Source organism: Mariprofundus sp. KV, assembly GCF_013387475.1.
In the GTDB taxonomy this organism is placed as follows: domain Bacteria; phylum Pseudomonadota; class Zetaproteobacteria; order Mariprofundales; family Mariprofundaceae; genus Mariprofundus.
Genome location: NZ_VWNB01000012.1, coordinates 48,447 through 74,484, shown reverse-complemented (window position 1 = coordinate 74,484; position 26,038 = coordinate 48,447). Strand labels below are relative to the sequence as shown.

Below are 26,038 nucleotides of genomic sequence, written 5' to 3'. Positions count from 1 at the left end.
CTATATGGATGATGACTGCAGGTAAGTGATCGCCTCTTTCACGGACAGCTGAACCCCTTTACCATGGGCTATCATTGCCGCTGTTGCCGAGGCCAGCCGGCAGCCGGTGCCATGACACTGCTCTGCCCCCCACGCCTGTTTTGCATGTTCAAAACGGCTGATCTCTCCACCCGGATCACACAGCAGATCAAGTAGTTGATCCCCATCGCCGTGCCCACCCTTGAGCAATACAGCGCAAGCCAACCTCTCACGCAGTTGAGCCACAGCAGCAACAGGATCACCTAACGGTGCACCCAGTATTACAGCGGCTTCATTCAGATTCGGGGTGATCAATGTTGCCTGAGGAACCAGAGCGTGCATCAGTGCATCGACCCCGCCAGCATCAAGCAGTGGCTTGCCACTACTGGAGACCATCACAGGATCAATGATCAACGGGCCTTTATGGCGCTGATCCAGTAGCGCAGAGATCAGTGCCACATGCTCAGCATCGACCAGCATGCCGGTCTTCACAACAGCCACATCATAATAATCAAAGATAGCATGGATCTCGGCATCCAGCTGTGCCAAAGAAGCCGGCTCAATACGTGTGATGGCATGGGGATTCTGTGCAGTCAATGCTGTGGTGGCTGAACAACCTTTGACCCCCAGGGCTTCAAAAACACGCAGATCAGCCTGGATTCCTGCCCCGCCACAGGAGTCGGAACCGCCTATGGTCAGACAGACCGGAGTAGCCACTGACGCATCTGCCAATGAACTCAAGCCTGCTCCCATAACGCTGTCAGCAATGCGGCCTTAGCCTGAATATCAACTGCTGCAAACAGACCTGAAATCACGGCAGCACAATCAGCACCGGCAGCTTTTACCTGCACCACATTATCCGCCGTTATACCACCAATGGCACAGAGCGTAGCATCGGGAAGCATCTGGCGAGCCTTGACCAGTCTCGGCAGACCCAGTGGTGGCACTTCCGGCTTGGTATCACTGCTCCAGACAGCACCGAAAGAGACATAGTCGGCACCATCTTTCAGGGCAGACAAGGCAAAAGCAGCATCAGCACGACAGGTAATGCCGACAATTAAATCCCCCCCTACCTGATTCCTTAACTGGATCAGATTGGGTGCATCATCACGCCCCAGATGTACACCGTCGGCACCTGCATCAACGGCCAGATTAACCAGATCATTGATCATCAACTTTGCACCGTAACGGTGCGTCAATTCGCGCAGCGCTTTCGCACGTTTAAGGGCTCGTTTATAGCCTGTTTTTTTATCCCTGAACTGCAAAATTCTGAGGCCACCCTTCAGGGCAGCCTCAGCCCTGGTCAGCAGATCATCGCTGTCGATATCGGCAGGCAGAATGCCATAGATGCCGCTAATTTTCTTATCAGGCATCAAGCAGTTTCAGAAGGTCGGTAAAATCAGCCAGTGAGACCACACGATCTGCATACTCGGCTGGCACATCCTGATAACCGTGTTCGGCAAAGGCCACGGCCTGACATCCGGCATTAAATCCGGCCTCCACATCAAAACGGGTATCACCCACCATGACAGTTTCAGACGGCTCAACACCCATCGCTTTGCAGCACTCAAACAGCATGTCCGGTGCAGGCTTCTTGGCAAAGCCGTCTTCTGGCGAAAGTGCCAGTGTCAGATAAGGGGTAAGCCCCATCTGATCGAGCACCTTGATACGTGCCTTGGCCGGTTTAGCCGTCACACAGGATACCGGGATACCTTTGGCTTTGAGTGTATCCAGCACATGCATGACACCCGGGAAAGGCTTGCCGAAATCGGCAGGATGCTGCTCATAGATATCGGCAAAGGCGTGATAGAGAGCCATGGTCTCATCATGCTCCATCGGCAGTCCGAGAACATTGGAGGCCAGTTTGTGTGCACCACCACCCACATGTGGCTGGGTATCGGCAAGGCTTAAGCGCAGCTCATAACCGAGCGACTCCAGTGCACGGTTGGCATTGGCCTGAATATCGGGCAGTGCATCCACCAGTGTACCGTCAAGATCGAAAATAAATGCTTTAGGTGTACTCATAACGCTTCCTTTATATCTTTTATTGCCGACGTCATCTCCTGCATGACTGCCGGATCACTCTCCTGTGCCAACTGCAAAACCAATGCACTCAACACCATCTCACGACGTTCTTGATCGCACAAGCGGGCCAGCGCCCAGGCCGCATGGCCGCGGATCAGCGATTCCTGATCATTGAGAACATTTAACAGCCCCGGCACAAATGCAGCAGCACCGGAATTACCCATCGCTATACAGACATTACGCAACAAACCACGTCGTTTTGTTCGCTTGATTGGCGATTTGCGGAAGCGAATCCGAAAACCCTCCTCATCAAGCAGCAGCAGACTAGCAAGATCGGCAAGATTATTCTCCCCTTTCGGCATAAGGTAATCGATAGTGATCCCATCACCTTTTGCCGCATGCCCATTCCACGGGCAGGCCAATTGGCAATCATCGCAGCCGTAGATACGGTTACCCATCAGGGGGCGCAGTTCAGTTGGAATAAAACCATCAAACTCAATCGTCAGGTAGGAGATGCAGCGCCGTGCATCCACCACATAGGGCGCAATAATCGCCTGCGTAGGGCAGATATCGATACAGGCTGAACAGCTGCCACAGTGATTTTCAGCCCGCTGATCGGGTTCAATCTCGGCCGTGGTGAATATCTCACCGAGCAGAAACCAGGAACCATGCTGCTTGTGAATGGTAAGTGTATGTTTGCCCTGCCAGCCCAGACCAGCCCCCTCAGCCAGCGCATGTTCAAGCACCGGAGCAGTATCAACGAATACCCGCTGATCATACTTACCCAGCATAAGATCAAGCTCGGCAGCCAGAGCTTTCAACTTCTTTTTCATAACATCATGGTAATCATCACCATGGGCATAGGCCGTAATTACCCCGGATGAGAGACTGCTGTTTGCCTCTGCCAAAGTATATTGAGGCGGCGAATAGATCATCGCCAGCGAAATCACACTTTTCACACCGTCGAGCATCGTTGCCGGATTTTTGCGCCGTTCAAGGCGAACAGGTTCAGCCATCCACTGCATATCACCCTGCAGCCCCGCATCACTCCAGCGCTGTAGTGCATCAATATGCTGCTGGTCAATTTCAGGGCGTGTCACATGACAGAGCGTAAAACCGAACGCCTGCGCCCTCTCCCTGATCATCATCTTCAAGCCATCGCCACTCATGGCCACACTCTGACACAGCTGCACACCAGCCGCATAACATTGTCTCGGTCACTGCTAACAGGCAATGGGCTAACCATGCTTTCATCCAGGCTTAACCATCACTTGTCATAAATCGCTCCAATCATTACGAAGAGAGGGATACATGGATATTATCGCTGCAGTTAATCTGGCAACAGCCACTATTCTGGCACTGCTGCTTCTCTCCATGAGCTTTGAGTATGCTCAGATTAAATTCTATGCCTACATGACTGCTGGCACTCTTCTCACACCACTGCTGCTGGCGCTGGTTGGCAATAGCGCTGGCTGGTTTGTGGTCGATTTCCTTGAGGTTATCAGACTCGAACGTGGGGTGTTCAGCATTATAATGGCTATAGGTTACGGCACAGCGGTCGGACTCCTGCTCAATGTGATCAAGAAAAAGATTATCACTGCATTCCGTAACTGGCGCAATAACAGGGCTGAAAACAGATCGCTCTGATATTTCTCATATATGGCAACGGTTTACTGAGCATGCAATCTCAACTATAATCGTAACATATCGTTTACAAGGGAGGGACTCATGATTGCTACTGACACTGTCATACTGATGCTGCTAACTGCCATTGTACTCGTTGTCGGGCTGATACTGTGGCGTGCGGCAGAAGCTAAAACATATGATCCTGATGCTGTTGACCACAGCGCCAGCTATGATCCGAAACACGATCATTTCGGCCCGGATCATGCGAAAAAATTCCGACAACCTGCCAGGGCTGCCCCCAAAGCAGCGCCCCATGCAGTGGCAGCCACAGCTGCAACTCAGGCTGTCACCTCTTCTGAAGAGCCGTGGGATGCGCATCTGATAAGAACCGAACAGCTGCAGCTCAAACAGGCTGAAGTGTCAGTGGAAGAGTCTGCGGAAGAGAGAGAGCGGCGCGCCGAATCAGACCGCCGCAACGATACTGACAGAAGAGCTCAGGAGCGGCGAACCACGGCAAGACGAGCAGCCCAGTAAGAGAATTCATAAGCCGGTAGCGCTACTGCTGCCGCACTGCACCACCATCATCTGTATTTGTATCTGAATGTGCAGCAGCTGCGGCCTTCTGAAGCCTGGAGTCAAACGCGCCCGGATTGAACTCTCTGACAAACTGCATCTGCGTCGCATTCAAACTCAACTGCCTGGCATCCAGTTTTTCACATATCTCTTTTCTCAACTGCCGGGCTATGTCTGTATTAGACTCCAGCGTTGAGGTGTTCACACAACCGGCAAGCGCCTGATTCTCGGCCGCCAGCGCCTCTGAGTCGGCCAGCTCGGTCTTCCTGATTTTACTGGTTCTGTCACCGTTGAGAAAATGCAGAATGCGCCAAACCAGCCCCACATTCATGATATACTTCTTTTTGCGGCATAAAAATTTCCTGGCCTGAACCTCTTTAGCATACTCCTTAAGAAGAGAATCACGCTGCATTTTCACCGATAGTTCGGCTTTGCTGATCGCCTTGGATATCACTGAATGTGGCAGTGTATGTTCAGTCATTGCAGTCGAGCCTGTTTGCGAATTACTTCTTTCCAATCTCTGCAGGGCGCAGCTGTTTGGCGAGATTATCCAGCACACCGTTGATAAACCCACGCGGTGACTCTCCGGCATAGTCGCGGGTCAACTCCAGCGCCTCATTGATAATCACACGATATGGGATCTCCAGACGATTCTGCATCTCCCAGACAGCCAGACGAATCACATTGATCTCAAGCTGGGCAACCGAGCGCAGACTTCTGCCACGCACAGCAGTTGTAATCACCTCATCAAGTGCATCGACATGATCGGTGACACCATAAACCAGTTCACGCAGGTAATTTTCATCCTGATCATCGCGCTCTTCATGCTGCAGACGGCTGGCGATCAGATCGGGGATCATGCCACCATCCTTTTCTGCAGAAGCCCATGCATAGAGTGTTTCCAGCGCCGATTCACGCGCCATATGACGATTTGCCAATTAAACCTCCAGAGACTGCAACTGCCTGACAACCTCAACAGCGGTCAATGCAGCCTCTTCCCCTTTATGCCCATGCGCACCACCGATGCGTTCATAAGCCTGTTCGTTGCTATCTACAGTCAACACACCATTGCCGACACCAACATCGCCACGCTGCGCCACTTTTCCAATGGCGTCCATTGCACCCTGACAGACATAATCAAAATGGGCGGTATCACCACGAATGACACAGCCCAGACAGATGATCGCGTCAAAGCGACCGCTGTCAGCCATTTTGGCAGCAATCGTACCGATCTCAAATGCACCGGGCACATGGATGATGGTCATATTCTCTTCGCTACTGCCATGTTCAAGCAGTGCCGAGACAGCACCAGAGAGCAGTGCTTCGGTAATCTCATTGTTAAAACGGCTGACGACGATACCTACATTCAGGCCTGTAGCATCGACATTGCCCGCCAGATGGGGTGCATCCAAACTCATGACTTTTCACCTTTTACATTCAACATATGGCCCATCTTCTCCTTCTTCGTGGTCAGATATGCGATATTATCTTCATGGGGATTGCTCTGCAGCTGCACGCGCTCGACCACCTCAAGCCCGTAACCATCCAGCGCAATGATCTTTTTGGGGTTATTGGTCAGCAGATTCAACTTACGCAGCCCCAGATCGCGCAGAATCTGCGCGCCTATGCCGTAATCGCGCAGATCAGCTTTAAAACCGAGTTTCTCATTGGCTGAAACGGTGTCGTGACCGGCATCCTGCAGGTTATAGGCCTTAAGCTTATTGAGCAGGCCGATGCCCCGCCCCTCCTGCCTGAGATAGAGGATCACCCCTTCACCAGCCGCAGCCACCTGCCGCATCGCCGCATGCAGCTGTGAACCGCAATCGCAACGTCGAGACCCGAACACATCACCGGTCAGGCACTCTGAATGGACACGCACCAGACAGGCTCGCTCGGCATCAGGCTCACCCATCACCAGCGCCACATGTTCAGCTTTGTCCACCGCATTGGTGTAGCCGATCAGGCGGAACTCACCAAACTCAGTGGGCATACGCACCTCAACCTCGCGCCTGACCAGCGAATCGTGCTGCAGACGGTGGCTGATCACATCAGCAATCGAACCGACTTTCAGGTTGTGCTTTTTAGCAAACTTTTTCAGCTCCGGCATGCGCGACATGGTGCCGTCTTCATTCATGATCTCACAGATCACACCGGCCGGCTTCAGCCCTGCCATACGCGCCAGATCAATACTCGCTTCGGTATGGCCGGCACGCACCAGCAGTCCGCCATCACGACCCACCAGCGGAAAAACATGGCCCGGCGTATGGATATCCTCAGCGCGTGCGCCATCTGCAATAGCGGTACGGATCGTATGGGCGCGGTCATAGGCTGAGATGCCGGTAGTCACACCTTCAGCCGCTTCAATAGAGATGGTAAAATTGGTTTTAAACTTGGAGTTGGTATTGGATACCATCAGCGGCAGCTGCAAGCGATCCGTCTGCTCCCCTGTCAGCGCCAGACAGATCAGACCGCGCCCGTGGGTGGCCATGAAATTGATCGCTTCAGGTGTCACCCACTCCGCCGCCATCACCAGATCGCCCTCATTCTCGCGATCTTCATCATCGGCGAGGATGATCATGCGGCCTGCGCGCAGCTCTTCCAGCAGCTCTTCTGTTGTTGCCAAACTCATGATCTCTCCTTTGATACAAACCGCGCACTACCGTTCACGATTTGGCGGCCCGTCCATAGGCCACAGGGTAGCACTGAACGCTTCATTCAGACTCTCCCGTAGAAAACTGCATCAGCCGCTCAACATAACGGCCATACATATCGGTTTCGATATTTACCTGTGCACCGGCATTCAGTATGCCCAGATTGGTGTGCGACAAGGTATGGGGAATCAGGTTGACGGTAAAGTCGCAACCGATCACCCGATTCACAGTCAGGCTGACACCATTGATCGCCACTGACCCTTTGACCACGACATAGCGAGCCAGTGATTCAGGGAGCGTGAAGGTAAACTCACGATGCTCACCTACAGCTTTCACTGCTTTCACCAGACCCAAACCATCAACATGGCCGGTCACCATATGGCCACCGAGTGCATCACCCATACGTAAGGCTGGCTCCAGATTGATGGCATCACCCTCACATGCAGCAGAGAAGAGCGTCAGATTCAACGTCTCCAGTGACAGCGTCGCGGCAAAAGCATCGGACTGTGGAAATGCAGTAATGGTCAGGCAGCAGCCATTGCAGGCAACCGAATCTCCCAGTTGCCAGTTATCCATTGCCAGTGCTGTTTTGAAAACCATATGGGTCTGTTCAGGTTCACGCTGGATGCTTACGACAGTGCCAACGTCCTGAATAATTCCTGTGAACATCGGCGCATCTTAGCGTTTTTTACCACCGTTTCCATCGAATCGGCAATTGTGGATAATCGGCGGTTATGCAGCGAGCCCGGGACATCCTCAAATCAACCTTCGGTTACGATAGTTTCCGCCACCATCAGAGCGATATTATTGCTGCCCTGATTGATGGCAAAGATGTGCTGACATTGATGCCAACAGGCGGTGGTAAATCGATCTGTTACCAGATCCCTGCCCTGATCCGTGAGGGTTGCGGCATTGTCATCTCACCGCTGATTGCCCTGATGCAGGATCAGGTGGATGCGATGAACCAGCTGGACGTTCCTGCAGCATTTCTCAACTCCACCCTGTCGGCTTCTGAGCAACGTATCATTGAAGCGCAATTGACATCAGGAACACTCAAACTTCTCTACATGGCACCCGAGCGACTACTCAATCCAGCCACGCTATCGCTGCTGCAAACAACCAGGATCGCCCTCTTCGCCATTGATGAGGCGCACTGTGTATCGCAATGGGGGCACGATTTCCGCAGGGAGTATCAGCAGCTCTCGATGCTGCATGAGCGCTTTCCGGATGTGCCGCGTATCGCATTAACCGCCACAGCTGATGCCCGCACACGCAGTGAGATTATCGATCAGCTGGCTCTGGAGCGTGCCGCTGTTTTTGTGAACAGCTTTGATCGCCCCAATATCCACTATGCGATCAGTGAATCGGGAAACAGTCGTGATGCGCTCTGGTCATTTATCAGTGAGAACCACGCCGGCAATGCCGGCATTGTCTATTGCCAGAGCCGTAAGGGGGTAGAGGCCACCGCCGCCTGGTTAAGCAGCAAAGGGCGCACAGCACTCCCCTACCACGCCGGATTAACTCAGGAGCTCAGGCAGCACAACCAGCAGCGCTTTTTGCGTGAAGATGGCCTGATCATTGTCGCCACCATCGCCTTTGGTATGGGCATTGATAAACCCGACGTGCGCTTTGTGGCGCACATGAATCTGCCGAAAAATATTGAGGCCTATTATCAGGAGACAGGTCGCGCAGGCCGTGATGGTAACCCGGCCGATGCCTGGATGAGTTATGGCCTTAAAGATGTGGTGGGTCTGCGCCTGTTCACCGAGCAGAGTGATGCCGAAGAGCGATTCAAACGGGTGATGCATCAGAAAACCGATGCCATGCTGGGACTGTGCGAGCTGACCAGCTGCCGCCGAATCGCCCTGCTTGCCTACTTTGGTGAAAGCGTTGATCAACCGTGCGGCAACTGTGATAACTGTCTTAATCCGCCAGAGACATGGGATGCCACCACGGCCACCCAGAAGGCACTCTCCTGTGTCTACCGCACAGGCGAACGCTTCGGAGCTCAATATGTGATTGATGTGTTAATCGGCAAAAGCAACGAGCGCATCGAAAACAACAATCACGATAAACTCTCCACCTTTGATATCGGCCATGAACACACCGCCATCGAGTGGCGCGGCATCTTCCGTCAGCTCATCGCCCACGGCTACCTGGCCACCGACACAGAGGGTTATGGTGTCTTGAAACTCACACAGAAAGCGTGGCCGCTGCTTAAAAAGAGTGAAACCCCGCAAACGGTGATGTTGCGGGCCCTGCACAAGGCAACAACCAAAAAGAGAAAAATACCAGCTGCTGCAGCCGATCTCTCAGCCAGTGATCAACAGCTCTTCGAGCAGCTGCGAAGCCTGCGTGCAGAACTGGCCAAAGCGCACAATGTGCCGCCCTATGTCATCTTCCCGGACAGAACACTCACCGAGATGGCACTCATCAGGCCACACACCTCCTCTCAGCTGCTGGAGGTCTCCGGTGTTGGTCAAACCAAACTGGAGCGCTACGGCGCAGCCTTCCTGAACACAATTCGCCAATAATTCAGCTGAAAACTGCTTTACTCAAAGAAGTTCCACTGCATCTGTGCTAAACTAATATGGTGATGATATGGATGTTCTCTATTCGATTTTTTTGCCTGCTGATGCTAGGGGTTACAGCGCTATGCATGCCTGCTCAGGCAGCTCCGTTGCATGTCAACAGCACCACCCAGATTTATGAGCTCAATTCCGTTGTCGAGCACCTTGAAGACAAGTCCGGTCAACTCACCATCAATGAGATTCGAGATACGGAATCCTCGCTACAGTGGTTAATATCAAGAAAAAGTAATCCGAACTTCGGCTTCAGTCAGTCGGCTTACTGGTTCCGCATCACGTTAATCAATCAGAACCATGCCGCAGCCAGACTATCCCTGGTTATTAATAACCCTCTCCTTGATCAGGTAACACTCTACAAATACTCATCCGATAAGTTGCTTGAGGCCGTTGAGACCGGGGATAGAAAAGCCTTTTCACAGCGACCACATGAACACCTGAGCTTTGTCTTTCCTGTGACAGTTGCAGCCAATGAACCACTAACACTATATATCCGCGTCTCTAGCGAAGGCTCCGTGCAGGTACCCCTGTCACTCTACGACTACGACTACTATCATCACTATATTGAAGAGCAGAAGCTGATCATTCAGGGCCTCTACTTCGGCGTCCTGATCTTCATGATGGTGTTTAATCTTTTTGTCTATTTCAGAACCAAGGCAGCAAGCCACCTCTTTTTTGTGCTCTATGTGCTCTCGGCAGGTCTTCTGCTGGCGGGACTCAACGGCCTTGGCTACAAATACCTCTGGCAGCCATTCACGCATTTCCAGCAACACCACATCGCTATCTTTACAGCACTCTCCGGCATCTTCCTCTCGGCATTTATCTACCGCTTTCTCGGCCTGCAGAAAAAGAAGGGATCAATAACCGGACGGTTGCTACTCATAGTTATCGGGGCCTTCATCCTGCTGCTGCTCCTCTCCACACTGATCGCCTATCATGACTCGGTTCGGGCCGCACTGCTGCTGCTATTGGTGCCATTGATTATTGGCCTCTACAGTGGCTTGAAAAAGTGGAACAGAGACGGCAGCGCCAACACCTACTTCACCCTCGCTTGGGCTCAGTTCCTCATCTTTCTGCTAGCCGTACTGTTAGCCAAATTCGGCATTATTCCGCGCACATTTCTTAGCGATGACATTCTTGCCTGGACAACGCTGCTGCAGGTCGTGCTCTTCTCGATGGCACTGGGGGAGCGAATGAACGGCGAACGCAAAAAGCGGATACAGGCACAAAAGCAGATTATTCGTATGCAGGGACTTCACAAAAAAGAGCTGGAGCTGCAGGTGAAGGAGCGAACCGCCGAACTTAAGCTGGCCAATGAGCAGCTGGAGGTACTGGCCACCACCGATGCACTGACCGGGCTTTATAACCGCCGCCACTTTCTTAATCAGGCGCAGCAGCTGATCAACATCTCGATTCGACATCAGCACCCTATTGCCATGGTGATGCTCGATATTGATCACTTTAAAGAGGTGAATGACTCGCACGGACATGCAGCTGGCGACCATGTGCTGCGCGAGCTCTCCAAGGCCCTCGCCATGACTTCAAGGCAGACAGATATTATTGGCCGCGTTGGCGGAGAAGAGTTTGCCATTCTTCTTATCGATGCCACCCCCTCTATGGCGGGCATGCTGGCTGAACGACTTAGAGGAGCAGTCGAAGCACTGACGATCGCTTTTGAAGGCACCCCCATCCCTCTCACCATCAGTGCAGGCATCTGCACAAAAACTATCTCGCAAAAGAATGTGCCGGTTCTTGATATGATGAGATGTGCAGATAGCGGCCTTTATCAGGCCAAGGAGGAAGGAAGAAACAGGGTCATCTCAAAGCCGCTGCCAGAGACGCAACAGGGCTGATTGTTGCCTAAGAGGCGTCGGCCAACTGCCCTGAAGCCCGACGCAGATGCAGACTTAAGACGCGGGCAATGCTTTTCAGGAATGAGATACCGGCACGAGGATGGCGATCAAGAATCTTATCAAAGCTGTCCCGGGAGATGGTAAGCAGTGTGCACTCAGTCTCGGCAATCACAGTGGCTGAGCGGGGAAAGGTATCGAGCAGCGCCATTTCACCAATACTGCGACCACGTGAGAGGGTTGAGACCTTGACCCTTCTGCCGTTGTCCGACTGTTTCAACACCTCAAGCGTGCCATCAACAACAAAACACATGTAATCGCTATTGTGCCCTTCAGAGAAGAGCACACCTCTGGCATGCAGATGAACAATCTCCATATGCTCTGCAATGATCCTGAGCTGCGTGGATGCAATTTTATCAAACAGAGGAATTGCGCCCATCATCTCGATGATCTCTTCGATCCTCTCCATCTCTTCCTGCTGAGTAACGGCCTTCATGCATCAACCTCGATATTTTATCCCAACTGCAAATGTGATGTGCAACATACAGTTCTGCAAGTGGCAAACACTGACCTGCATCACTTCAAAACCTGATCTGTTTTGAGTTCGAAGTGCATTTTTAATGTGTCGAACTGTCTAATGCTCATCAAATTCGAATGCATAGGTGGTATCTCTTTCCAGCGCCAGATCAGATGATCAATCTACAGCGAACTATGATTAAAACTTGTTTGAATTTCGTGAATAATGATATGAGCAAAAACAAAAACAGTGGCCACGACCATGCAGATTCGACATTGCGCTGCCGGTCTATCGGGTGATGTTTTGCGATCTATTTTCATACCATAAATAATTAGCCAAGGGGACTGCCTGCTTTAGCTGGCAGAGGAATTGGCTTGCTTTTTATGGCCTGTGGTGTACGTTCGTACACTATGCGCAAGGCATTCAAATATCGTATTTATCCGAACGTAAATCAGAAGCGTGAACTTGAGATCATGCTTGAGACACATCGCCGTCTTTACAATGAATGTCTTGGTCAGCGAAAAGATGCTTACGAAACAAGCCAGAAATCAATCAAATACACAGAACAGTCAGCATGGTTTAAGGCAGAAAGATCATCCAACGGTTATTATGCACAACTGAATTTCTCCAGTGCCCAGGCAACGATGCGCAGGCTTCAACGGTCGTTTGAAAACTTCTTTCGCAGAGTGAAATCAGGCGAAAAGCCGGGCTATCCGCGATTCAAAGGCTATGGCCGATTCACCAGTTGGACTTATCCTGCGGTCGGTGATGGCTGCCGACTTTTTGATTCCGGAAAACTGCGCCTACAGAATATCGGCATGGTCAAAGTGAAGCTGCACCGGCCATGGCAAGGTGAAATCAAGACGCTTTCGATCAAGCAGGAGGCGGATCACTGGTATGTGATTGCGTCGTGTGACGTTGGTGATGCACCAGAACCGAGAGCCGAACAAACAACCGTTGCAATTGACGTTGGTATCGAGCATTTCCTTTCAACCGATGATGGCCAACATGTTTCAAATCCAACATATCTGAAGCAATCATTGAAAAAACTTCGCGTTACTGGTCGCAGTGTTTCCCGCAAAAAGAAGGGTGGTAGCAATCGCAGGAAAGCGGTTCACCAGTTGCAAAAAGTTCACAGGAAAGTCGCCAATCAACGGCGAGATTTTCACCACAAAGAAGCAAGTAAACTTGTTCAACGATATGCGTATATCGCTGCTGAAAGCCTGAACATCAAAAGCATGGTTAGGAACAGTAGGTTAAGCAGATCGATCTCGGACGCTGGTTGGAACCAGTTTTTGGGGATACTCAGATCAAAAGCGGAAGAGGCTGGATCTGTGTTTGTAGATGTTGATCCAAAACACACATCGCAAGATTGTTCCGAATGCGGAGCAAGGGTGCATAAGAAGCTTTCAGTTCGCTGGCACAAATGTCCGAATTGCGGGCTTAAACTGCAACGTGATGTAAATGCCGCGAGAAACATTCTCGCAAAGGCTCGGTATGAGCCTCTGAAACATAACGTAAGGCATCAGGCCTAAGCGTGTTTCAGGAAGCCGCCTGCTTTAGCTGGCGGTAGTTCACTATCTATCGGTCACAACTGCAGCGGCTATAACAGCTGCCATATCCCCGCCCATGCGGGAATCATGCATCAAGCGTACAATCAATGATTGCTGTAGCGACTCAGATCCAGAATGCCGGATTCAACGGGCTGAGATTGTGCATGCAGCATCTGGGTTTTAAGTTTCCCCAAACAGGTTATTAGATAGAGAAGAGAGCTCTGGTGTTACGGGTGGTTTGCGCTGCAAGTTCAGCAAGCGAGACACCGCGCACGTCGGCGATGCATGCAGCGACATGTTTTACATAGGCCGGTTCATTGCGTTTGCCACGAAATGGCATCGGAGCCAGATAGGGGGAGTCGGTCTCCACCAGCAGAAGATCAGCTGGCACACTGGCCGCCACACCCCTTAGCTCATCATTACGTTTGAAGGTGACATTACCAGAGAATGAGATCGACATACCCAGCTCAACAGCAGCATCAGCCGTTGCCTGATCGGCTGAAAAACAGTGCATGATGCCACCGCATTCGGAGATATTCTCCTCACGCAGAATACGCATGGTATCGGCATCAGCATCACGGTTATGCACAATCACAGGTTTATTGAGCAGCTTTGCGGCGCGGATATGGGTGCGAAAGCGGGACTCCTGCAGCGCCGGATCAACATGATGACGGAAAAAATCCATACCGGTCTCGCCGATGGCCACGCAGCGCGGGTGATCAGCCAGTTGGCACAACTGCTCAACCGTCGGTTCTAACTCCACCTCATGGTTGGGGTGAATACCGACACTGAACCAGACATTCTCCCGCGCTTCAGCCAGCACCTTGAGGGTGTCGATATGATCAAAATCGACGCCGACAACCACACACCCCTCAACACCCTCTGCCGCCATGCGTTCAAACATGGCATCGCGATCCTCATCAAAATGTGAGAAATCGACGTGGCAGTGGCTGTCGAAAAGGCGGAGCAAATCAGTCATGCATGATCGCTTTAAGATGGCTCAGTTTAACATGGTGCACATCAAGGGTATGCAGATCCTGCAGCACATTCACAGCCTCGCCATCGGGCTCGCCCAGCTCGGAAACCACCAGATCAGCACCGGTAAAATCATGGTCGCGGGTATAATCATTCACCGTCACCACACACTTCAGGCCAGCAGCATGGGCCGCTTTCCAGCCGTTCTCGGAATCTTCCAGCGCCAGTGTATTCTCAGGATTCACGCCGAGCTGTTCCATGGCGTAGGTGTAGATATCCGGTGCAGGCTTTTTGGCAGGCACAATATCCCCTGCGGCAAGTACGGCAAAACGGTCAAACCACTCTTTACCAAGAGAGTGTTCAATCAGCGCATCCAGTGCTGATGGTGTGGTGGTTGTCGCCACACCGAGGGTGATACCCGCGGCATAGGCCTCTTCAAGCAGACGACGCACGCCCGGACGCAGTGGAATACGCCCTTCGGCAATAAGTGTTTCGTAATGCGCAGTTTTGCGTGCATGCAGCCCGGCAATCTCCTCATAAGGCATCTCGCACATATCGCCGCGCTCAATATCAAATTTGATACGCTCTTTGCCGCCGGTCACGGCCAGCAGCTCACCATAGGTCGGCACATCCCACTCGCGTTCGTGCCCCGCCTCATCAAAGGCCATATTAAAGGCCACACGATGTCCATCACGCTCGGTGTCAGCCAGTGTTCCATCCACATCCCACAGGATGCATTTTAGCTCTGCCATCTTCATATCTCCTTTTTAGTCTATACCAGAGTGCAGTATATCTCTTGGAAGAATTTCCCAGTCCGCTAACATCGCTGCCATGAGCGAGATCCAGATGCCGGAAATTATCCCTAAGACTGAGGCAGATGTTGCCGAACCTCAACTGCAACGTCCCCCTATGTATCGTGTGGTTATGCTCAATGATGATTTTACCCCGATGGAATTTGTGGTTGATATTCTGATCCGTTACTTCCATAAATCGGAAGAGGCGGCAAACAGTCTGATGATGCAGATTCACCTGCAGGGGCGTGCAATTTGTGGTGTGTTTACCAGAGATATCGCCGAAACCAAAATCCATCAGGTTGAAACTGCCTGCCGTGCCGGAGGTCATCCGCTGCGCTGTATGATGGAGCGGGAACCGGACCAGTAGGCGCCAAATGTAATCAGCGACATGGCTGATTCGACTATAGTAGATGAAATTGGCACCGATATTGCAAATAAGAGATGCAGCAACAGCAGAGGCTGACAACTCAACGATGCTGACAAATGGATCGATAAACTGATCACGCGAAATGGATCAAGGATGTGACCATGGGAATACTGAGCGAAGAACTCGAAGAGACACTGAACGAAACATTCCATAATGCACATGTTCGCAGAAACGAATTTGTCACCATTGAACATCTGCTGCTGGGTCTGCTGGATAATCCCAATGCGCTGGGCGTACTGCTCGGTTGCCGTGCTGATATAGAGAAGCTGCGTCATGATCTCGCCACCTTCATCGCGGATCATATCGCCATTTTGCCGGACGATGCAGGTGAAACCACTGCCAGCATCGGCCTGCAGCGGGTGATTCAGCGTGCCGTGATGCATGTACAGGCATCGGGCAAACGCGAGGTGACCGGCGGCCATGTACTGGTAGCTATCTTCTCCGAAAAAGATTCACACGCTGTCCACTTCCTCAGCCGCCTGGGCATCACCCGTCTGGATGTTGTCAGCTTCATGGCCCATGGTGCCTACAGTGATGAGACCAGTGAGCAGCATGAAGCTGGCCGGGAAACACCGGCCATTGAGCACGAAAAGAGTGATAGCAATGCATCACCGCTACAGCGCTACTGTATCAATCTTTCAGCCCGCGCACGTGAAGGAAAGATTGATCCGCTGATCGGGCGCGATATTGAGCTTGGTCGTTGCGTGCAGATTCTCTGCCGCCGCCGCAAAAACAACCCCCTGCTGGTCGGTGAAGCGGGCGTGGGTAAAACTGCGATTGCCGAAGGGCTGGCACTTAGAATTGAATCTGGCGAAACATCCGATGTGATTGCCAAAGCCACCATCTACGCACTGGATATGGGCGCGCTGCTCGCCGGCACCAAATACCGTGGCGATTTCGAAGAGCGACTGAAAGCAGTACTGCATGCACTTGAGCGTGAAGATCAGGCTGTGCTCTTTATCGATGAGATCCACACCATTATCGGTGCCGGTGCGGCCAGTGGCGGCACTATGGATGCCTCCAATCTGCTTAAACCGGCACTGGCCAATGGTGAACTGCGCTGCATTGGTGCCACCACCTATCAGGAGTTCCGCAACCTGTTTGAGAAAGATCGTGCACTGGCACGTCGTTTCCAGAAGATCGATATTCCTGAACCAACGATTGAAGAGACCATCGAGATTCTTAAAGGGCTGAAGGCCGGTCTTGAAGCGCATCACGGTGTGCGCTACAGCCAGACTGCCATCGAGCAGGCCGCCAAACTGGCAAAGCGTCATCTTTCTGAACGGCATCTGCCCGATTCGGCCATCGATGTGCTTGATGAGGCTGGCGCAGCGATGCGTGTACGGCCTGAAGAGAAACGGCGTAAACAGATCAATGTGCATGATATCGAATCGATGATCGCATCGATTGCCCGCATTCCGCATCAGCAGGTCTCCGCCTCTGACAAGAAACAACTGGCGCATCTGGATCGCGACCTCAAGCTCTCTGTGTTCGGTCAGAACAGAGCGATTGATATGCTGGCATCGAGCATCAAACTTTCACGTGCCGGTCTCTCCCACCCTGAGAAACCGATCGGCTCCTTCCTCTTTACCGGCCCTACCGGCGTTGGCAAGACCGAGGTGGCACGTCAGCTTGCACGCATTATGGGTGTGGAACTGATCCGCTTCGATATGTCCGAGTATATGGAGTCTCACACCGTATCTCGCCTGATCGGTGCCCCTCCGGGTTATGTCGGTTTTGATCAGGGAGGCCTGCTTACCGAGGCGATCAGCAAAAATCCGCATGCCGTACTGCTGCTTGATGAGATCGAGAAAGCCCATCCCGATCTGTTTAATCTGCTGCTGCAGGTGATGGATCACGGCACCCTGACCGACAACAATGGCCGCAAGGCAGATTTCCGGCATGTCGTGCTGATCATGACCAGTAATGCCGGTGCATTTGAGATGCAGAAAAATGGCATCGGCTTTAATCCTGTGCAGTCGCCTCAGGGTAAAGAGGATGAGGCGATCAAACGCATCTTTACCCCTGAGTTCCGCAACCGCCTGGATGCCACTATCGGCTTTGCCGCACTCTCTGAAGAGATCATCCTGCACGTCGTCGACAAGCTGCTGATTGAGCTTGAGGCTCAGCTGCAGGAGCGCAAGGTTGAACTTGAGGTGAGTGAGAGTGCCAAGCGCTGGCTGGCAAAACATGGTCATGATCCGCTGATGGGAGCACGCCCGATGGCTCGCCTGATTCAGGAGCATATCAAGAAACCCCTGGCTGATGCCATTCTCTTTGGCGCCCTGCAGAAGGGTGGGCTGGCCGTGATTGATTGCGAGAATGATAAACTGGTGATGCAGCAACCTGAGACAGCCTCTGCATGAGTCATAAGAAACCCGGTGACCCGCCTGAGCAGAGGTGGGGACGTAAACCTGCAAAAGGCACACCTGCAAAAAGTTATACCGATGAGTTCTCGCACAGTGACAATGCTGAGCTGGAGATCACCATGCAACCGATCGGTGTCGTACACAGCAGCTATCGCGAACGTTTTGCCGTACCGCGCCAGCCCTCTCTTGATGATGCTCAGGAGGCCTCGATTGAACTCAACGCCGGACTCAATCTCGATCAGGCCGTCAGGGATCTTGATGGTTTCTCACACATCTGGGTGATCTACTGGATGCACCTGAATCAGGGCTGGAATCCTCTGGTCACGCCGCCGCGTGGCCCGAAAGTAAAACGCGGTCTGTTTGCCACCCGAGCCCCCCACCGCCCCAACAGCATCGGCCTCTCGGCCGTACGCCTGACCGGTATTGATGGGCGCACCCTGCACATTAAAGGCCATGACATGCTTGATGGCACCCCTGTACTGGATATCAAACCCTACCTCCCCTACGCCGATGCTTTCCCCCAGGCCAGCAGTGGCTGGGTTGAAGAGACGGGTGTAGCTGAGATGAAGGAGTCGATCAATACCGGCAGCTGAATTCTGAGTCGCGATCCTGCATAGTTCTGGTTAGCTTCTGAGCAAGACTAATGGCGAGGTTCCGGTAATGGCAGACAACACAGAAAACGGTAAAGCGTTCAATCTCAATAATCTTGATGAGCTGGAGAACAGTGACCCGGTCATACAGCCAGCACCAGTGGCCACTGATCTGCCCTGGGAGAGTAGTGATATCGATTCCGGGCCGGAGAGCGATGAACTGCCATTTGACAACAGGTATGATGATGCGGATTTCACTGACCCGGTCGATACATCACGCAAAGAGCCCATTGTTGCCGCAGATCGGGAGCCGGATCTCTTTGGCGAAATGAACGATGCGCCAGTAGCGCCGCACCACCATGAAGATATCCTATCCCCCTCCTATGCGGCCGGTGAAAGCGCAGCAGTGACCATGCCCGAAAGCGATGAGGGGGAGGTGCACGAAATCCAGTGGACTACCATCCTCGCCCTTCTGGCCATCCTGCTCTCATCGGTTGCTATTATTCTCAACCTTACCACCTCGACTCCGGTGGCCTCGGTTACCGATCAAGAGCTGGCAACCTATGAACAGCAGGCGCGCACCAGTGAGGCGCAATATCTTGAGTTGAAACAGCAGCTGGAGCGCCGTCTGCGCGCCGTTGAGGTGGCACAGGAACTTATGGGGAACTCCCAACAGATGCAGATTAAACAGATCGATGCCAAACGGACAAAGGCGGTTGCAACGCCTGCCGTAACAGCAGTCAAAAAAACGACAGATACACAGCTTCCGGCCCCGATCGCAAGCAGCGGCTGGGCGGTTAACCTGCTCTCAGTGGATGACAAGCAGGCGGCCACAAAAGAGAAGAATCGTTTCAACAGCCTTGGCATTCCCGCTGAAACAGCCAGCTTCTATATCAACAGTGTACTGAAATACCGCGTTCGCGTCAGCGGCTTTGCCAGCAAGGAGGAGGCAGCAACCTATAAGGCAAAACTGGCTGCCGAGTATGGCATCAAAGATGCTTGGGTTTATAAACCCTGACCCACTCCCGTCAGCTCATGGTAGCCGGCTCAACCCCATATCAAACGCATGGAGGCATGCATGGCAGATCAAATAGACGACAGACGACATAACGACTCGGGTAACGAATCGATTATTCCGGCCGATGAGTTGTATGATCTGGATATTTCACTTGATGATCCTGAAGAGCCCCATATCAGTGAGCTCGAAGACCTTGATGAGCTGGAGGATCTCGATGACCTCGATGACCTCGATCTTGATGACCTGCCTGATGATAACGCAGTAGAAGAGATCCCTGCAGATGAGACTCCTGCTGATGAAGCTCCTGCAGATGAGACTCCCGCTGATGAGCCCCCTGCTGATGAGCCCCCTGCTGATGAGCCCCCTGCTGATGAGCCCCCTGCTGATGAGCCCCCTGCTGATGAGCCCCCTGCTGATGAGCCCCCTGCTGATGAGCCCCCTGCAGATGAGCCCCCTGCAGATGAGCCCCCTGCAGATGAGACTCCTGCAGATGAGACTCCTGCAGATGAGACTCCTGCAGATGAGACTCCTGCAGATGAGACTCCTGCAGATGAGACTCCTGCTGATGAGACTCCTGCTGATGAGCCCCCTGCTGATGAGGCGCCTGTAGGAAAGCCTCGTGTGGAGACAGACGCTGCTGAAGTTACCGACCCTGAAGATGCGCTGGCCGCTGTATTTGACCGTCGCAACCGTGATGAGGAGAGAGATGAACTCGATCTTCCCGCCTCATCCTTCGATGATGGTGACCTCTCTGATTTTCTTGATGAAGATCTTGAGGATCTGGACCTCTCTCTGCAGGAGCTTGATGCGGCACCGACCATCATCCGTTCACCCGACGAACTCGATAAGCGAGATGACTTTGATGACTTGAAGCGCGAGCCGGCAAGCTCCGGCTATGGCGCCTACAACAGCGAGACAAAAGCAGATGAGGTGGAGCCAGAGATGTCCAATAGTAAAGCAACAGAAACAAAAAAAGGGTTCAGCCTTAATATGGCCGACAGTATCTCCATGAGCATGGGGCTTGTGGCGCTGCTGATTGCAGCTGTCGCAGTCTGGCTGGCAATGGACAGTTCAGGTGAAGTCACTGCTCTGCAAGGCGAACCGAAAAAGATCGAAAAACGCCTGTCCAATATGGAGCAGGAACAGGCTGAAGCTATCACCGGCTTAACCCGGCAGGTTGAAACACTGCAACAGCAGCTCAATGATCTGACCCAGGTGATCGCCAGCAAGAGTACCCAACAGTGGCAAAGTGAACTGGAACAGGGCGACGTAAAACCCGGCACCGCTGCGGCACCTCAATCAACCGCGTTGGTCGTTCCACCTGCTCCTGAAGCAGCCACCAAAACCGAAGAGAGTGTTGAGCCTCTACCTGTCAAAGCAGCAGTGGTGGAAGCAAAACCGGAAATCAAAAAGCTGGCTCCATACGAAGTTGACCTGAAAGAAATCAAGGGGTGGACGGTTAATCTGCAATCCCTGAGCAGTGAGAAATCGGCCGTTAGCGAAGTAAAATACCTGCGCGAGAAGGATATCAAAGCAGAATATGGCCGCTTCTCCAGCAAAGGCCGCACCTGGTTCCGTGTGCTTGTGCAGGGCTTTGAAAAAGAGCATCAGTCCATTGCCTATAAAAAATTCCTGAAAGATTTTCACAATATCGATGCATGGCATCACAAAATGCCGTAAGGGTCAGTGGTGATTAGCATCCAGCATACCGCGCTGCTCTATCGATTTACTTTTTTGGACCCAATTTTCGGATTTGTAAGTGGCTACAGCAATGGCAACAAGAGTGTCGAGGTGAAACCTGTATTAAATATTGGCCAATAACCGTCGGTCTGCCGTGTAAGTTAGCAACGCAAATTGATGCTCAAGATCAGCACGATTTAACCGATAATAGAGTACGGGAAGAACAAAAGCAGACCATCAGGGAGAAGGCTCTGGAGAAGAGTGGATCCAACACGAACAGAATCAGCTGGTTGAACCGGCTGAACAGTCGATTCCAGCTGACACTGACTGTAGTGCTGCTGATCACCTTTGCTGCCAGTCAATTTCTTCTATTCAACAAACAGAAAATTTCGATCTATCAGGAGGAGGTTGAACGCGCCTCATTCATGGCAAACGGCCTCTCCAACAGCCTGCAAACCCTGATGCTTTCCGGTAACGCCTCCTATGCGGTCGACTGGCTGGATCGTATCTCCAGAAGCCCTGAACTGCTGACCGCTCAGGTGATTCGCAAGGATCTTTCGGAAGCATTTCTGGATGGAGAGACGCTGAATGCAGTTAACAGCCATCTGGAGAGTAAGCTGTTTAGCCGTCCGCTTCACCCCGCCCGCAAAGTCAGTGACATTGACCCTGCCCCCTTTGCCAAAGCCTACGCTGGCCAGCCGCAGAACAACCTTGATGAAGAGAAAGGGACGCTGACATTCCTGCTGCCGATCAAATCCGGCGACGAGTGCATGAGTTGCCACGGCTATGATGCATCGAATGTACGGGGCGTATTGCGCATCACTACATCGATAGCCCATGCTCAGCAGCGCATCGAGCGAGCTCAGCGTGATACGATCTTTTTCGGACTGTCAGTCGCATTTATCATTGGCCTGCTTCTCTCTCTGTTTATCCGCCGTCAGATTCTCACTCCGCTTGAGAAGATTACTGAAGCTGCATCGGCTATTGCTGGCGGTAATCTGGAAAGCCGCGTGGATATGCGCAGTAAAACCGAGATCGGCAGACTCGGAGAGTCCTTTAACCGCATGACCGATGCACTCAAGAGCTCCACAGTTTCGCGTGGCTACTTTGAGACCATCATGAGCTCTATGGGTGAGATGCTCTTTGTCACCGATCTGCAGCAACATATCGAATTCGCCAATCCAAGCGTTCTGACAACACTCGGCTACGAAACAGACGAGCTTAAAGGCAAAGATTTGAATTCACTGATTAAAGGCGAAATGGAGCTCACAAAAGAGGAGACAATAAGACTATCCCGGGCTGGCGAAATCAAGAGTATCGAACGGCAATTTTATCACAAAGATGGCCATGAGATTCCTGTTCTGATGACTGTCACCATGATGCAGCATGGTGACAGTGAAGCTTACCTGATTGTACATGCCGGACGCGACATCAGCGAACAGAAACTTGCCGAAAAAGAGCTGCGTCTTGCCGCCAAGGTGATGGAGTGCGACTCCAGTGCCATCCTGATATGTGATGAGCATGCCAATATCGTACTGGTGAATCCGGCCTTCTGTGAGATCACCGGCTATAGTAAAGAAGAGGTGATCGGCAAGAACCCACGTATCCTCTCTTCAGGAAAACAGCCACCGGAATTTTACAAGAAGATGTGGGACTCGCTGCATCAAAACGGCATGTGGGAGGGTGAAATATGGAACCGGCGCAAAACCGGCGGCATCTATCCGGAAAGACTCTCCATTACTGTTGTGCGCAACAAAGAGGGTGAGATCACCAATTTCGTCAGCCTGTTTAGCGACATCACCGAGCAGAAAAATGTTGAGCAGCGTCTCTCTCATCTGGCTCACCATGACTCCTTAACCGGGCTTCCGAACCGAACCCTGTTCACAGACCGTCTGGAGCATGCACTGGCGCATGCCAGTCGTAATAAACATAAGGTTGGACTGATGTTTATCGACATTGACGGCTTCAAAGGCATCAACGACAACCATGGCCATGATGTCGGTGACGCCCTGCTCTGCGCCATTGCCGATACACTGAGCGAACTGGTTCGCGATGCTGATACCGTGGCACGGGTTGGCGGTGATGAGTTCGTCATCATCCTTGAAAATCTAAACCGTTTTGAGGATATGATCCTGGTAGCTGATAAGATACTCAAACGTTTCAGCACCCCCACGATGGCTGCCGGCATTGCATGTGATGTGGGCTGTAGCGTAGGTATCGCAACCGGGCCGGATGACAGCAGCAATGCTGATGAGCTGGTTAAAATGGCTGATACAGCCATGTATCTGGCCAAAACATCGGGCAAACAGCAGTACCGTATCTATAGCCGAGACTGTGTAAAACCTGAATAAGCATTGAGGGGTCTAAGCCTCTCGAATACTTGCCGGATTGCCCCATCTATTAATCCCTTACAGACAATGCCATTGAAACCCGGCTGCAACAGCGTCACCCTTCGAACTTAGAAAAAGCAACAGGCAAGGAGGCTCTCTCATGAGCAGTTTGAATCAACAGTATGCACAGCAGGTGGTCAGTTGGGAGTACTCATCAGCAGCCACACCCGATCTGAACGATGTGCCGATTCAGCCCTTCCCCGCCTCCCTGCATGAGCAGGGTGACACCCGTGTGATTGCATTGGATCTCTCCAGAGAACTCGAGACTCCCTATCTGGCCACCGCCCCCAATCTTCTGGCCAGTTACATTCGTATCTGTGCCAATGAGAAGATTGCAACATCCATAGCCTCAACGTCTGAGGTCTACTTTGTTCTGCGCGGTGCAGGTCGCACTGAAACAGCAGAAGGCACGATTCACTGGAAACAGGGCGATGCCTTTACATTGCCCTACAATGAGGGTGTCACCCACTACGCTGATGAGGATAGCGCCCTCTACTGGAGTCATGACGCCCCTCTGCTGCAGTATATGGGTGTAACCCCTGCAAAGCAGATGTTTAAGCCTGCCTTTTACTCGAAGGAGTATATGTGTGACGCCGTTGAAAAGCTGCGTGAACCTGCCCTGCGTGAGAAGCGTAACCGTATCGGTATCATCCTCGGCAACCATGACTCGGCCAGAACCAAAACCATGACCCATACCATGTGGTCGCTGTTCAACCTGCTGCCTGCGGGCGAGGTGCAGAAACCACATCGCCATCAATCGGTGGCGCTCGATCTGGCCGTCTTTTCAGGACCGGACACCTACACCCTGATCGGTAAAAAGGTGGATACCAACGGTGAGATCATTGACCCTGTAAAAGCGATGTGGGCGACCAACACCGTCTTTGTCACCCCGCCGGGCTGGTGGCACTCCCATCACAATGAGTCCGATCAGGATGCCTTTGTCTTCCCTGTTCAGGATGCAGGCCTGCACACCTATATGCGCACGCTTGATATCCAGTTTATCCGCTAAGAAAAGCTATTCACCACAAATACACAGAGGCACAAAGAAAAAATAATTATCTAATCGGTTGGTTGTTTATGACCCTTTTACTTTGTGCCCTTTGTCTCTTTGTGGTTCACACTGCCTCATAATGAGATCGTGATGCTGTTAGCTGCGGCCACGGCTTTCTGACGCGCCTCTTCAACGGTAGCCCCACGAGCCAGCGCAACTGCCATGCGGCGTTTGCCGTGCACTTCAGGTTTACCAAACAGCCGAATCTGCGTGTCAGGGGCTGCCAATGCCTCTTCAAGCCCACCAAAAGCGACCTGAGTAGAATCACCTTCCACCACCACCGGACAAGAGGCTGCGGGGCCATGCTGATGAATATTGGGAACAGGCAGGCCGAGAATCGCACGCGCGTGCAGTGCGAATTCGGAGAGATCCTGAGAGATCAGTGTCACCAGACCGGTATCGTGCGGACGTGGAGAGACTTCACTGAAGATCGCCTCATCACCCTTGATAAACAGCTCCACACCAAACAGGCCATAACCACCCAGCGCATTAGTGACTTCTGTAGCAATATGTTGAGATGCCTTAAGGGCTGCATCGCTCATCGCCTGTGGCTGCCACGATTCGCGGTAATCACCATCGACCTGCAGATGCCCGATCGGCAGGCAGAAGGATGTGCCATCACGATGACGAACGGTGAGCAGGGTAATCTCATAATCGAAATCGATGAAACCTTCGACAATCACCTTACCCTTACCTGCCCTGCCCCCCTCTTGCGCATAGTCCCAGGCCTTCTGGATGTCAGCCGCCTCACGGATCACCGACTGGCCTTTACCCGATGAGCTCATGATCGGTTTCACAACACATGGCGCACCAATGGTTTCGACAGCCACCTCAAACTCTTCCTGTGTTGCTGCAAACTGGTACGGGGATGTTGCCAGTCCCAATGTTTCTGCCGCAAGTCTGCGGATACCTTCACGATTCATGGTCAGTTGCGTGGCGCGAGCAGTCGGGATCACATGAAACCCCTCACCCTCAAGCTCAGCCAGTGTATCGGTGGCTATCGCTTCCACTTCCGGCACAATCAGATTCGGTTTCTCTGCTTCAATCAGACTACGCAGCGCCGCTCCATCAAGCATGTTCACCACGTGTGCACGGTGCGCCACCTGCATGGCAGGTGCATTGGCATAACTGTCCACGGCAATCACTTCGACACCAAGCCGCTGCAGCTCAATGGCCACCTCTTTTCCCAGCTCGCCTGAGCCGAGCAGCATCACTTTTGTTGCCGATGGTGATAGTGGTGTGCCAATTTGAATCTGAGTCATGCCATGAACCCCTGAGAATCATTAAAGGTAGTGTATCGAACGTAGTTTATCATCTTGCAGTCTGGAGTCACCCACACGGTGTGC

25 protein-coding genes are annotated in these 26,038 nt (G+C 52.3%); 12 read left to right on the top strand and 13 right to left on the bottom strand.

The genetic code is table 11. From position 1 onward, the window contains the following. From thiD to queG, 4 genes are read right to left on the bottom strand one after another with little or no spacing between them, the layout of a single operon-like run. A complete protein-coding gene (gene thiD / locus F3F93_RS10565; protein ID WP_241697099.1) occupies nucleotides 1-759 on the bottom strand; it encodes a bifunctional hydroxymethylpyrimidine kinase/phosphomethylpyrimidine kinase in 759 nt (252 codons plus the stop codon). Further along, nucleotides 756-1,391, bottom strand: coding sequence for a thiamine phosphate synthase (gene thiE / locus F3F93_RS10560; RefSeq protein ID WP_176959152.1), 636 nt, complete (start codon nucleotides 1,389-1,391; stop codon nucleotides 756-758). The genes thiD and thiE overlap by 4 nt, the downstream gene beginning before the upstream one ends. Beyond that, nucleotides 1,384-2,043 (bottom strand): HAD-IA family hydrolase, encoded by a 660-nt coding sequence (locus tag F3F93_RS10555; protein WP_176959151.1) that lies wholly within the window; start codon nucleotides 2,041-2,043, stop codon nucleotides 1,384-1,386. Before F3F93_RS10555 ends, thiE begins: the two co-directional genes overlap by 8 nt. Then, nucleotides 2,040-3,212, bottom strand: a complete 1,173-nt coding sequence (queG, locus tag F3F93_RS10550; protein WP_176959150.1) for a tRNA epoxyqueuosine(34) reductase QueG — start codon at nucleotides 3,210-3,212, stop codon at nucleotides 2,040-2,042. The genes F3F93_RS10555 and queG overlap by 4 nt, the downstream gene beginning before the upstream one ends. Before the next feature lie 142 nt (nucleotides 3,213-3,354). Between queG and F3F93_RS10545 the strand changes: the two genes are divergently transcribed. After that, entirely contained in the window at nucleotides 3,355-3,690 is a 336-nt protein-coding gene (locus tag F3F93_RS10545; protein WP_176959149.1) for a hypothetical protein, read from the top strand. Between the two features lie 81 nt (nucleotides 3,691-3,771). Beyond that, nucleotides 3,772-4,203, top strand: a complete 432-nt coding sequence (locus F3F93_RS10540; protein WP_176959148.1) for a hypothetical protein — start codon at nucleotides 3,772-3,774, stop codon at nucleotides 4,201-4,203. Nucleotides 4,204-4,225: 22 nt separating this feature from the next. Here F3F93_RS10540 and F3F93_RS10535 read toward each other — a convergent pair whose 3' ends face one another. From F3F93_RS10535 to F3F93_RS10515, 5 genes are all read right to left on the bottom strand, one after another. Continuing rightward, a complete protein-coding gene (locus F3F93_RS10535; RefSeq protein ID WP_176959147.1) occupies nucleotides 4,226-4,723 on the bottom strand; it encodes a hypothetical protein in 498 nt (165 codons plus the stop codon). Between the two features lie 22 nt (nucleotides 4,724-4,745). Then, nucleotides 4,746-5,180 (bottom strand): transcription antitermination factor NusB, encoded by a 435-nt coding sequence (gene nusB, locus F3F93_RS10530; protein ID WP_176959146.1) that lies wholly within the window; start codon nucleotides 5,178-5,180, stop codon nucleotides 4,746-4,748. Continuing rightward, entirely contained in the window at nucleotides 5,181-5,660 is a 480-nt protein-coding gene (ribH, locus tag F3F93_RS10525) for a 6,7-dimethyl-8-ribityllumazine synthase (protein ID WP_176959145.1), read from the bottom strand. Next, nucleotides 5,657-6,871 carry a bifunctional 3,4-dihydroxy-2-butanone-4-phosphate synthase/GTP cyclohydrolase II gene (locus tag F3F93_RS10520; protein WP_176959144.1) on the bottom strand — a complete coding sequence of 405 codons (1,215 nt, stop codon included), beginning with the start codon at nucleotides 6,869-6,871 and terminating at the stop codon, nucleotides 5,657-5,659. The genes ribH and F3F93_RS10520 overlap by 4 nt, the downstream gene beginning before the upstream one ends. An 82-nt stretch (nucleotides 6,872-6,953) precedes the next feature. Then, nucleotides 6,954-7,562 carry a riboflavin synthase gene (locus F3F93_RS10515; RefSeq protein ID WP_176959143.1) on the bottom strand — a complete coding sequence of 203 codons (609 nt, stop codon included), beginning with the start codon at nucleotides 7,560-7,562 and terminating at the stop codon, nucleotides 6,954-6,956. 65 nt (nucleotides 7,563-7,627) lie between these two features. Between F3F93_RS10515 and recQ the strand changes: the two genes are divergently transcribed. Together recQ and F3F93_RS10505 are read left to right on the top strand one after the other, a co-directional pair. After that, nucleotides 7,628-9,427, top strand: coding sequence for a DNA helicase RecQ (recQ, locus tag F3F93_RS10510; protein WP_176959142.1), 1,800 nt, complete (start codon nucleotides 7,628-7,630; stop codon nucleotides 9,425-9,427). A 125-nt stretch (nucleotides 9,428-9,552) separates the two neighbouring features. Continuing rightward, entirely contained in the window at nucleotides 9,553-11,331 is a 1,779-nt protein-coding gene (locus F3F93_RS10505) for a diguanylate cyclase (RefSeq protein WP_176959141.1), read from the top strand. A gap of 7 nt (nucleotides 11,332-11,338) precedes the next feature. Here the strand turns inward: F3F93_RS10505 and F3F93_RS10500 are convergent, their stop codons facing one another. After that, entirely contained in the window at nucleotides 11,339-11,824 is a 486-nt protein-coding gene (locus tag F3F93_RS10500; RefSeq protein WP_176959140.1) for a cyclic nucleotide-binding domain-containing protein, read from the bottom strand. A 431-nt stretch (nucleotides 11,825-12,255) separates the two neighbouring features. Here F3F93_RS10500 and F3F93_RS10495 point away from each other — a divergent pair, with 431 nt between their 5' ends. Next, on the top strand, nucleotides 12,256-13,380 hold the full coding sequence (locus tag F3F93_RS10495) for an RNA-guided endonuclease TnpB family protein (protein ID WP_176959139.1): 1,125 nt from the start codon (nucleotides 12,256-12,258) through the stop codon (nucleotides 13,378-13,380). A gap of 220 nt (nucleotides 13,381-13,600) precedes the next feature. Here the strand turns inward: F3F93_RS10495 and F3F93_RS10490 are convergent, their stop codons facing one another. Both F3F93_RS10490 and F3F93_RS10485 read right to left on the bottom strand, forming a co-directional pair. Next, nucleotides 13,601-14,377, bottom strand: a complete 777-nt coding sequence (locus F3F93_RS10490; RefSeq protein WP_176959138.1) for a TatD family hydrolase — start codon at nucleotides 14,375-14,377, stop codon at nucleotides 13,601-13,603. Beyond that, nucleotides 14,370-15,125, bottom strand: coding sequence for an HAD-IA family hydrolase (locus tag F3F93_RS10485; protein ID WP_176959137.1), 756 nt, complete (start codon nucleotides 15,123-15,125; stop codon nucleotides 14,370-14,372). The genes F3F93_RS10490 and F3F93_RS10485 overlap by 8 nt, the downstream gene beginning before the upstream one ends. A 94-nt stretch (nucleotides 15,126-15,219) precedes the next feature. On the opposite strand from F3F93_RS10485, the gene clpS reads away from it, so the two are divergent. From clpS to F3F93_RS10450, 7 genes are all read left to right on the top strand, one after another. Further along, nucleotides 15,220-15,534 carry an ATP-dependent Clp protease adapter ClpS gene (gene clpS, locus F3F93_RS10480; protein WP_347239247.1) on the top strand — a complete coding sequence of 105 codons (315 nt, stop codon included), beginning with the start codon at nucleotides 15,220-15,222 and terminating at the stop codon, nucleotides 15,532-15,534. A gap of 161 nt (nucleotides 15,535-15,695) precedes the next feature. After that, nucleotides 15,696-17,960: an ATP-dependent Clp protease ATP-binding subunit ClpA gene (gene clpA, locus F3F93_RS10475; RefSeq protein WP_176959135.1), complete on the top strand. Its 2,265-nt coding sequence runs from the start codon at nucleotides 15,696-15,698 to the stop codon at nucleotides 17,958-17,960. Then, nucleotides 17,957-18,556, top strand: a complete 600-nt coding sequence (gene tsaA / locus F3F93_RS10470) for a tRNA (N6-threonylcarbamoyladenosine(37)-N6)-methyltransferase TrmO (RefSeq protein ID WP_176959134.1) — start codon at nucleotides 17,957-17,959, stop codon at nucleotides 18,554-18,556. Before clpA ends, tsaA begins: the two co-directional genes overlap by 4 nt. Nucleotides 18,557-18,623: 67 nt before the next feature. Beyond that, nucleotides 18,624-19,571: an SPOR domain-containing protein gene (locus F3F93_RS10465; RefSeq protein WP_176959133.1), complete on the top strand. Its 948-nt coding sequence runs from the start codon at nucleotides 18,624-18,626 to the stop codon at nucleotides 19,569-19,571. 60 nt (nucleotides 19,572-19,631) lie between these two features. Continuing rightward, nucleotides 19,632-21,251 carry an SPOR domain-containing protein gene (locus F3F93_RS10460; protein WP_176959132.1) on the top strand — a complete coding sequence of 540 codons (1,620 nt, stop codon included), beginning with the start codon at nucleotides 19,632-19,634 and terminating at the stop codon, nucleotides 21,249-21,251. Between the two features lie 290 nt (nucleotides 21,252-21,541). After that, a complete protein-coding gene (locus F3F93_RS10455; RefSeq protein ID WP_176959131.1) occupies nucleotides 21,542-23,602 on the top strand; it encodes a diguanylate cyclase in 2,061 nt (686 codons plus the stop codon). Between the two features lie 139 nt (nucleotides 23,603-23,741). Further along, nucleotides 23,742-24,650 (top strand): hypothetical protein, encoded by a 909-nt coding sequence (locus tag F3F93_RS10450; protein WP_176959130.1) that lies wholly within the window; start codon nucleotides 23,742-23,744, stop codon nucleotides 24,648-24,650. Between the two features lie 116 nt (nucleotides 24,651-24,766). Here F3F93_RS10450 and purT read toward each other — a convergent pair whose 3' ends face one another. Further along, nucleotides 24,767-25,954 carry a formate-dependent phosphoribosylglycinamide formyltransferase gene (gene purT, locus F3F93_RS10445; RefSeq protein ID WP_176959129.1) on the bottom strand — a complete coding sequence of 396 codons (1,188 nt, stop codon included), beginning with the start codon at nucleotides 25,952-25,954 and terminating at the stop codon, nucleotides 24,767-24,769. Nucleotides 25,955-26,038 lie beyond the last annotated feature (84 nt).